Annotated in this window: 6 protein-coding genes and 1 pseudogene; 4 read left to right on the top strand and 3 right to left on the bottom strand. The window is 64.0% G+C overall.

All coding sequences use genetic code 11. The features are described 5' to 3' along the window. Nucleotides 1-193: pseudogene (locus ACYCTF_RS13795) on the bottom strand (NAD(P)H-quinone oxidoreductase); the annotation flags it as partial. A 497-nt stretch (nt 194-690) separates the two neighbouring features. Between ACYCTF_RS13795 and lexA the strand changes: the two are divergent. The 4 genes from lexA to ACYCTF_RS13815 are packed head-to-tail and all read left to right on the top strand — an operon-like array spanning nt 691 to nt 6,351. After that, on the top strand, nt 691-1,302 hold the full coding sequence (gene lexA, locus ACYCTF_RS13800; protein ID WP_461284137.1) for a transcriptional repressor LexA: 612 nt from the start codon (nt 691-693) through the stop codon (nt 1,300-1,302). Beyond that, nucleotides 1,299-1,892 (top strand): translesion DNA synthesis-associated protein ImuA, encoded by a 594-nt coding sequence (imuA, locus tag ACYCTF_RS13805; RefSeq protein ID WP_461284138.1) that lies wholly within the window; start codon nt 1,299-1,301, stop codon nt 1,890-1,892. Before lexA ends, imuA begins: the two co-directional genes overlap by 4 nt. Nucleotides 1,893-1,906: 14 nt before the next feature. Beyond that, a complete protein-coding gene (locus ACYCTF_RS13810) occupies nt 1,907-3,319 on the top strand; it encodes a Y-family DNA polymerase (protein ID WP_461284139.1) in 1,413 nt (470 codons plus the stop codon). Beyond that, nucleotides 3,316-6,351: an error-prone DNA polymerase gene (locus tag ACYCTF_RS13815; protein ID WP_461285061.1), complete on the top strand. Its 3,036-nt coding sequence runs from the start codon at nt 3,316-3,318 to the stop codon at nt 6,349-6,351. Before ACYCTF_RS13810 ends, ACYCTF_RS13815 begins: the two co-directional genes overlap by 4 nt. A 14-nt stretch (nt 6,352-6,365) precedes the next feature. Here ACYCTF_RS13815 and ACYCTF_RS13820 read toward each other — a convergent pair whose 3' ends face one another. After that, entirely contained in the window at nt 6,366-7,073 is a 708-nt protein-coding gene (locus tag ACYCTF_RS13820; protein WP_461284141.1) for a response regulator transcription factor, read from the bottom strand. A gap of 342 nt (nt 7,074-7,415) precedes the next feature. Further along, nucleotides 7,416-7,756: GIY-YIG nuclease family protein (locus tag ACYCTF_RS13825; RefSeq protein WP_461285062.1), on the bottom strand; the 341-nt coding region annotated here is incomplete at its 5' end.

A 7,756-nucleotide genomic window follows, 5' to 3' on the forward strand; every position in this document is an offset into this window, starting at 1 on the left:
CCTCCAGGCCGAGGATCGGGGAGGCATCTGGTGGTGGCGGATAGCGTCCGGACCGCTGCAGGATGTCCGGACGGTTGACGCCGGCGTAGGCGACCTCGATCAAGATCTCTCCGGCGCGCGGGACGGGGGTTGGGCCCTCGGTGAGCCGCAGTGTGTCGGCACCGCCGGTGGGCCCGTAGTCGATGTAGCGCATGCCGTCCGCTCCCTCCTCGGGTAGTCGGGTCACTATGGCAAACAGGGGGAGGCCATACAAGCCTGCCGGAGCACGGGGCGCGTAGAGCGGGCGTACCGTCCTTTGCCGTGGTGATGCAATTCTTGGGGCGTGATCGGAACCTATGCGACGTATCGCACTCGAAGAGTGTGCTAGGGGCTTGGCCCGTGCTGGCGCGTGGCATCGTGGGAGTATCGTACGAGCCTCAGCAGGCGCACCAGGCTCTACTGTCTCCGACCTTTGGCGGATAGGGCGGAGGCGTCTTTGGGCTTACCCTGACTTCGCCTGGGATGGCTGATTGCGAAAAGGGATTTTCGACAGGATGTCGAGCAAGCGGGAAGCGCAGGGCAAGGATGCCCAAGGGGTACAGGGATGTTCTCGGCAGGGATTGCTGAGCGGGGTGCTTTCTGTAGCGCAAGGAGAGTGGCAAGGAAGCCACCCTCCTTTTTTTTCGTCCCACAACTGTATATATTAACAGTATGTCGATTCTTACAGGGCGCCAACAGCAGATTCTGGATTGGATTCGGGGGCAGATCGAGGCTACAGGCCGTCCGCCCACGCGCGCGGAGATCGCCGCGGCCTTGGGTTTCCGGTCCGTCAATGCCGCCGAGGAGCATGTGCGGGCCTTGGCCCGCAAGGGTGTGATCGTTTTGACTCCGGGGAGCGCGCGCGGCATCCGACTTCCGGATCGGCGCGAGGAGGGTATTCCCGTGATAGGGCGGGTGGCGGCCGGCCAGCCCCTGCTCGCGCATGCCCATATCACTGCTCACCACCAGGTAGATCCGGCCCTGTTCCGGCCGCGCGCGGATTATTTTCTGACAGTAGTCGGCGAGAGTATGCGGGATGCCGGGATTCGGGACGGGGATCTCCTGGCGGTCCACAAGACCCCCGTCGCCCATGACGGACAGATCGTCGTGGCGCGTTTAGACGATGAGGTGACGGTCAAGCGCTTGCAGCGTCGCGCGGGGCAGGTCGTTTTACAGCCGGAGAATCCGGACTATCAGCCCATCGTCCTGCAGGATCGCGAGGATTGGGTCATAGAGGGGATCGGGGTGGGGGTGTTGCGCCAAGGCTTAAGGGGCGCGCCATGAGGGCCTTGGCGGATGCCTGGGGGCGCGCCGGGGTACGTCGCGGGGCGGCGTCGATTGCGTCTGCGGTCATGTCCACGGGCTTTGCGGAGCTCGACCGATGCCTGGAGGGGGGAGGATGGCCGGTCGGGGTCCTGACGGAGTTACGTGTGGGGCGGGCGGGTATCGGCGAGATGCGCCTGCTGTTGCCGGTCTTGGCGACCCTGGGTCGCGAGGGCCGATTGATGTGGGTGGCGCCCCCCTACAGGCCCTGCGCCCCGGCGCTTGCCGCGCACGACATCGCGCTGAATCATCTCGTCATCGTGCGCCCAAGGACCCACAAGGAGGCCTTGTGGGCGGTCAGCCAAGGGCTTGCGAGCCCCGCCGTCGGGGCCGTGGTGAGCTGGTTTGCCGATATCCGGGAGCGGGAGTTCCGCGCCTTGCAGCGTCAGGCTGCCGAAGGGGGGCGCTGGAGCTTTTGCTTTTTGCCGCGGAATCTTGCGCCCAAGCCTTCGCGCCTGCGTCTCGTCTTGGAGCCCGCGCCCAAGGGTATGCGGGTCACCCTTGCGCGCAAGGCCGGCCGCCCAGTGGCGCCGCTGATCGTTACGCTCTAATCCGGGATTTCCCCATGTTATGGCAGGCTGTGGTCCTGACGGCGTTGCCTCTGGAGGTCTTTGCGGCGCGCGAGACCCCATTCGCGGTGGTCGAGGGCAAGATCGTGGTCGCCTGCAATGCGCGCGCCCGGGATCACGGCCTGACGCCCGGCCTGTCTGTGGTGCGGGCCGCCGCCTCGTGTCCGTCCTTGGCGTTCGCGCCGCGCGATCGGGCTGCCGAGGAGGCCCTTCTGGAAGGTCTGGCGGCCTTCGCCTATGGCTTTACGCCGCAGGTGGTCTTGCGGGCCGATGGCGTCTTGATGCGATTCACGGACAAGGCAAGCCCCATGGGCGACCCGCATAGGCTCGTGGCCTCTGTGGCGCGAGGGCTTGCCGATATGGGGTACGCGTTCGAGATCGCCATGGCGCCGACCGCCGTCGCCGCCTGGCTTTGCGCGCGCGCTGTAATGCGTTGCGTATGGACGTCCAAGGATCCGTGGCGCGCGCTTCTGCGCCCTTTACCCTTAGCGCAGTTACCGCTGGCGGACGCAGCACGCGAGGCCTGTCGTGCGCTCGGGCTTACGCGGGTGGGGGATCTCCTGGATATGCCGCGCTCGGGCCTGGTCCGGCGTTTTGGTCGGGAGGTCATCTCTTTGCTGGAGGAGCTCATGGGTGAGCGTCCAGAGGTTGAGAGCTTTTGGGCGCCGGCACCCCGCTTTCGACGCAGGCTCTGCTTTTCGCATTCCGCGGAGACGGAGGAGGCCCTGGCGTTCGCCTTGGCGCGGATCGTGCGCGAGTGGGTCGTAGTCATGCGCGCCCGCGACGCCCGCGCCGATGGGTTCGTAGTCGAGATGAGCCATGAGGATGGCAGTCTCCGGTCGGAGACGTTTACGCTGACGCGCCCGGAGCGGGACGGCCAGGTCTTAGTGCGCCTCATACGGGAACGACTGCGGGATTTGCGGCCCGCGTCCCCCATAACGGCAGTCACCTTATCGGCTCCCTTGGGGGCCTCGACGGAAGGCAGCCTCCCCTTGTGGCACGACGGGCAATGGTATGAGCAGGGCTTCGGGGGGCTCGTGGACAGACTGCGCGCGCGACTCGGTCGTGAGGCGGTGTGCGCGCTGTCGGTGCGCCCGGATCATAGGCCCGAACGCGCAAGCCGCGAGGATCCCTGGCCGCCGCAGGGCCCGCAGGGGTCCGCGGGGGCGGTTGCGGCTGAGCGCCCGATATGGCTCAGGGATCCCCCGGAGCGGCTCGAGGTCATCTGCGGAATGCCGACATTGCGCGGCCCTTTGCGTCTTACGCGTGGCCCCGAGCGAGTGGAGACCGGGTGGTGGGATGAACCCGTGGTACGCGACTATTTCGTGGCGGTGAATCCCGCCTGCGAGTATTTCTGGGTGTTCCGCAGTGCGCAAGATGAGTGGTTTCTGCAGGGCTACTTTGCATGACCGTCTACAGCGAGCTGCATTGCCTGAGTCATTTCAGCTTCCTGCGCGGAGTCTCTTCCCCCCAGGAGCTCGTCCTGCGCGCTTGCGCCTTGTCCTATCGCGCCCTGGCTCTGACGGATGAATGTTCCCTGTCTGGCATCGTGCATGCCCACAGGGCCGCCCAGGAGCATGGACTTCAGTTGATCGTGGGTTCCGAGATCACGGTTCGAGAGGGATTGAAGTGTGTGGTCCTCGTGGGGTGTGCGTCAGGCTATGCGGAGCTTGTTGATCTCATAACGCGCGGCCGACGGGGCGACAAGGGTCGTTATGATCTTGGTCTTGCTGATATCGCCGGGCTCTCGTCTTGCCTTGTGCTCTGGTGTCCGGACCAGGATCCGAGTCGGGATGTGCTTGCGGTATCGCTCGCGCAGGCCTTGGGGTCACGGTTTTGGATCGCCGGGGAATTGCACAAGACGGGACTCGACGATCGCCACCGGGAGCGCCTCCACGCCCTGTCCGCGCGTCTGGCAAGGCCGGTCGTCGCCTGCGGTGATGTGCATATGCACAAGCGCGGGCGCCGCGCCCTGCAAGATACCGTGACCGCCATTCGGTTTAAGACCTCGGTGGCGGACGCGGGCTGGGCCCTGTACCCGAACGGCGAGCGGCACCTGCGGGACATCCCAACATTGTGCGCCCTCTATCCCGAGGCGTGGCTCCAAGAGACCCAGGTCGTGACTGCGGCCTGCCGTTTTTCCTTGGAGGATCTCCATTACCGCTATCCGCGTCAGGGCCGCAACCCGCGCCATTCACTTGCGCAATTGATCCGGCTTGCGCGCGAGGGTCTGGCCGTACGCTATCCGCGGGGTGTGCCGGACCCCGTGCAGTCCCTGGCGCGTCATGAGCTCTCCCTTATAGGGGAGCTTGCCTATGCGGATTATTTTCTGACTGTCCATGACCTCGTGCGATTCGCGCGCGATCGCGGCATTCTCTGTCAGGGGCGCGGCTCGGCCGCCAATTCCGTGGTCTGTTATGCCTTGGGCATCACCGCCGTGGATCCCGCGCGTCTTGAGGTCTTGTTCGAACGGTTCATTTCGCGCGAACGCAACGAACCGCCCGATATCGACATCGATTTCGAGCACGAACGGCGCGAGGAGGTCATTCAGTATCTGTATGAGCGTTATGGACGTGATCGCGCCGCCATGACGGCAAGCGTCATCACCTATCGGACACGTAGCGCATTACGCGACGTCGCGAAGGCTCTGGGCTGCGAGGCTACGCTCGTGAATAGGTTGGCGGGTCTGCTCGGTTGGTGGGAGGGGGTTGATGTCTTGGAGGGGCGACTGGCCGAGCAGGGGATGGATGTGCGCAAGCCGCCCTTTCGTCAACTCATCGCCTTGGTGCGGGAATTGGCTGGCCGCCCGCGTCATCTCTCGCAGCATACCGGGGGTATGGTGTTGTCGCAGGAGTCCTTGGCGCGGCTCATCCCCATAGAGCAGGCGGCGATGCCGGGACGGACGGTCCTGCAGTGGGATAAGGATGACCTGGATGCCTTACGTATCATGAAGGTCGATTGCCTGGGGCTTGGCATGCTGACGGCGTTGCGCAAGGCCTTTGCGATCATGCGCGAACATAAGCTTGGGCCCGGTGCGCTATGGGAGATACCGGCGGAGGATCGCGCCGTCTACGAGATGGTGTCGGCGGCTGATACGGTCGGTGTCTTTCAGATCGAATCGCGCGCCCAGATGGCGCTCTTGCCACGTCTTAGGCCGCGCACCTTCTACGATCTTGTCGTGCAGATTGCGATCGTGCGCCCGGGACCCATTCAGGGGAACATGGTCCATCCCTATCTGCGGCGACGCCAAGGGCGCGAGGCCGTGTCTTATCCGAGCCGGGACATCGAGGCGGTCTTGGGCCGGACGCTCGGCATACCGCTCTTTCAGGAGCAAGTGATCAAGCTTGCGGTGGTGGCCGCCGGCTTCTCACCGGGCGAGGCCGATGCGCTCAGGCGTGCTATGGGGGCCTGGAAAAGGGATGGGGATCTGCAGGCCTTCAAGGGACGTTTTCTGGAGGGGATGCGTGGGCGCGGCTATGGAGAGGACTACGCAAACGATATCTATCGGCAGATACACGGCTTCGGGGCCTATGGCTTTCCGGAATCCCACGCCGCGAGTTTCGCGCTCCTGGCCTATGCCAGCGCCTGGCTCAAATGCCATGTCCCGGATGTCTATTTATGCGCCCTCTTGAATAGCCAGCCGCTCGGTTTCTACGCGCCGTCGCAACTCATAGCCGATGCGCGGCGCCACGGGGTGCGTGTCTTGGCACCCGATGTCCGTTCGAGCCAAGTCGACACGATCCTGGAGGTAGACGCCGGCGGTCGGCGCGCCGTGCGTTTGGGACTGGGTCTCATAGGGGGGCTTAAGCGCAAGGCGGCCGTGCGGCTTACGCAATTATCCCAGTCGGAGCGCTCCTCGTTGCCGGCTTTGACGCGCACCGCGCGGCTTACGCGGACCGACGGCTGGCATCTCGCTGAAGGCGGGGCCCTAGATGGTCTCTCGGGGTCGCGCCCGCAGGCCTTGTGGGGGAGCCTCGCAGCCCAAGCGCCGTTGCCGCTTTTTGCTGATCCGGAGGAGGCCGAGACATGGCGTCGTCCGGGCTCTCATGCCGGGGACATGCAGGCGGATTACCGCGCCCTGGGCTTTTCCCTGCGTGGCCATCCAGTGGGGCTTGCGCGCGCGCATCTTGGACCCGAGGTCACGTCGATTGCGGCCCTGGGGGGCGTAAGACCCGGCGCGCTCGTGACCATAGCCGGGCTTGTGATCAGTCGCCAGAGACCCGGTTCCGCCAAGGGTCTGATGTTTCTCTTGCTGGAAGATGAGACCGGCACTGCGAACATCATTGTGTCTGCGGACGTGGCGGAGGCCTTTCGGCCGCTTGTTCTGCGATCCGCCCTGGTGCGTGTGCGGGGCGTGCTGCAGCGCACGCCCGACAAGATCCAGCATATCCACGCGCGGGAATTCCTGCGGATGCCGGGCCCATCCCCGACATCCGCGTAAGCGTTGCTGCTCCCTCAAAGTGCGCCGATCTCCATGGCTTTCTTGATACAGGCCCGCCGGCTCTTGGTTCCCATCTTCGCGCGCACCGCGTCCAAGTGTTCCTCCACGGTCTTGATCGATATACCAAGCTCCTTGGCGATTCCCTTGTAGCTCGCCCCCTGAGCAAAGAGCGTCAGCACCTCCTTCTGACGCATGGTGATGTTGAACCTTGTCGTTCTCTTGTTTCCCACGAGACGCCCGATCTCGCGCGCGATCGATCGGGTTAGGGCCAGCTTCTCGTAGATCGGGCCCTCGGCGGCCGAGATATCGAGGCATCCGACAAGGTCTCCATCCGAGCTTATGATGGGGGCCGCGGCGCACACCCAGTCGTGGAATATGCGACAGAGGTGCTCCTCCCCCTTCAAGACGACCGGACCCTGTGCGGCGAGCGCGAGCGCCACGGCGTTCGTTCCCGCGCTGCCTTCCGAAAGCGACGCGCCGGGGCGAAGGCCGATCTCGGCGGCGCCTGCTACGATCTCCGGATGGGACCACAAACCCAGTATCCGCGCCTCCGCATTTGTCAAGATGAAAAGGTCATGAGATCCCTTGATGTCGCCCCGGTATTCCTCGACCACCAGATGCCCGTAGCTTGCAAGACGCCCGTTTTGCTGGAGGAAATTCCGGGTCTCCCCTTCCCCGAGCGCGTCCCCTAGGCGTTTCTGGTCTTCAGGGACGTCGAACATCCGACATCGTTCGTATGACTCCGCGAGCAAGTCTGGCGGGATGAGGTCCGGAGCATCCGCTGTTTGCAAGTACTGTACTGATTTCCACATATTTCCCCCGCTTCCAGGTGGATGACAATGTCTGGGCACGGGAGGACCTGAGCCTTCTTGGCATCGGTACCGGATATCTTCCTATGCCCCTTCATGGGACAGGCCTTGAGGCCGCGCGCATACTATCGGCGGGGAATCACAATACCGTCAACCTGGAATAACGGACAGGTTATTGAAAAGAGCCATCGAAAATCCTAGTAAAGATCCGGAGATATACACAGGAGACTAATGGTGTTTAGATAATCTAGGGTATCAAGAGGGGCATGGCTCGTTCGTACCCTTCCAGGATTCACCAAGCGCCTTTTTATGGCGCGCCGAAAGCCGCTTAATGCGGGCCTCAAGGCGGCTCGCCGCCGCTCGGTCCGCGCAGGGCGTAAACGCGAGCATGCGGCGCGGTTTGTTTATGCGGGTAAAGGCCGCGCCCTTGCCTGTCGCATGTTCGCGATAACGGCGTGCGATGTCGGTGGTGATACCCGTATACAGGCGGCCGTTCTCGCATTCCAGGATATAGACGAACCAGGGGGACGGCATAAGACGGATCTCGGCGGACAGGGGCTCTGGCGCCCATGGATGGGGGCAATTGTGAGAGAGTG

It is taken from the genome of Acidiferrobacter sp. (assembly GCF_054609335.1).

Bases quoted from the DNA above. Each gene is read 5' to 3' on its own strand.
- lexA (WP_461284137.1), top strand. From the start codon at position 691: ATGTCGATTCTTACAGGGCGCCAACAGCAGATTCTGGATTGGATTCGG.
- imuA (WP_461284138.1), top strand. From the start codon at position 1,299: ATGAGGGCCTTGGCGGATGCCTGGGGGCGCGCCGGGGTACGTCGCGGG.
- ACYCTF_RS13810 (WP_461284139.1), top strand. From the start codon at position 1,907: ATGTTATGGCAGGCTGTGGTCCTGACGGCGTTGCCTCTGGAGGTCTTT.
- ACYCTF_RS13815 (WP_461285061.1), top strand. From the start codon at position 3,316: ATGACCGTCTACAGCGAGCTGCATTGCCTGAGTCATTTCAGCTTCCTG.
- ACYCTF_RS13820 (WP_461284141.1), bottom strand. From the start codon at position 7,073: ATGTTCGACGTCCCTGAAGACCAGAAACGCCTAGGGGACGCGCTCGGG.